The organism is Acinetobacter sp. SwsAc2 (genome assembly GCF_013391465.1).
GTDB classification, from domain to species: domain Bacteria; phylum Pseudomonadota; class Gammaproteobacteria; order Pseudomonadales; family Moraxellaceae; genus Acinetobacter; species Acinetobacter johnsonii.
On sequence record NZ_JACBEZ010000079.1, the window covers coordinates 1 to 1,193 of the forward strand.

A 1,193-nucleotide genomic window follows, 5' to 3' on the forward strand; every position below is an offset into this window, starting at 1 on the left:
ATTATGCAGTTACTTTAGCAACTACACCAGCACCAACTGTACGGCCACCTTCACGGATCGCAAAACGTAGACCTGGGTCCATTGCGATTGGGTGGATTAATTCTACTGACATTTCTACGTTGTCACCAGGCATAACCATTTCAACGCCATCTTGTAATTTGATCGCGCCAGTTACGTCAGTTGTACGGAAGTAGAACTGTGGACGGTAACCGTTAAGGAATGGAGTGTGACGACCACCTTCTTCTTTAGAAAGTACGTATACTTCTGCATCGAATTTAGTGTGCGGCTTGATTGCACCTGGTTTAGCAAGTACTTGACCACGTTGTACGTCTTCACGTTTAGTACCACGTAGAAGAACACCACAGTTCTCGCCCGCACGACCTTCGTCTAGAAGTTTACGGAACATTTCTACGCCAGTTACAGTTGTTTTAACTGTATCTTTGATACCAACGATTTCAACTTCTTCGCCTACTTTCACAATACCAGTTTCTACACGGCCAGTTACTACTGTACCACGACCAGAAATAGAGAATACGTCTTCGATTGGCATTAAGAATGCTTGGTCGATTGCACGTACTGGCTCTGGAATGTAAGTATCAAGTGCGTCAACAAGCGCAACAACTGCTTCTTCGCCATACTGACCAGCGTCACCGTTAAGTGCAAGAAGAGCTGAACCACGGATAACTGGAGTGTCATCACCTGGGAAGTCATAAGTAGAAAGAAGTTCACGAACTTCCATTTCTACTAATTCAAGAAGTTCTTCATCATCAACAAGGTCACACTTGTTAAGGAATACAAGAATGTAAGGTACACCAACCTGACGAGAAAGAAGGATGTGTTCACGAGTCTGTGGCATTGGACCATCAGTCGCTGCACATACAAGGATCGCGCCGTCCATCTGAGCAGCACCAGTAATCATGTTTTTAACATAATCGGCGTGGCCCGGGCAGTCTACGTGTGCGTAGTGACGAGTTGGAGAATCGTATTCTACGTGTGAAGTATTAATTGTAATACCACGTGCTTTTTCTTCTGGTGCAGAGTCAATTGCAGCGTAGTCTTTCGCTTCGCCACCGAATTTCTTCGCACATACAGTTGCAATTGCAGCTGTTAAAGTTGTTTTACCATGGTCAACGTGACCGATTGTGCCCACGTTAACGTGTGGCTTATTACGTTCAAACTTAGCCTTAGCCATG

1 protein-coding gene is annotated in these 1,193 nt (G+C 45.0%); it reads right to left on the minus strand.

Annotated features, from left to right (window positions below):
- Position 1: 1 nt before the first annotated feature.
- Positions 2 to 1,192, minus strand: a complete 1,191-nt coding sequence (tuf, locus tag HYI04_RS16725; protein WP_010325730.1) for an elongation factor Tu — start codon at positions 1,190 to 1,192, stop codon at positions 2 to 4.
- Position 1,193 lies beyond the last annotated feature (1 nt).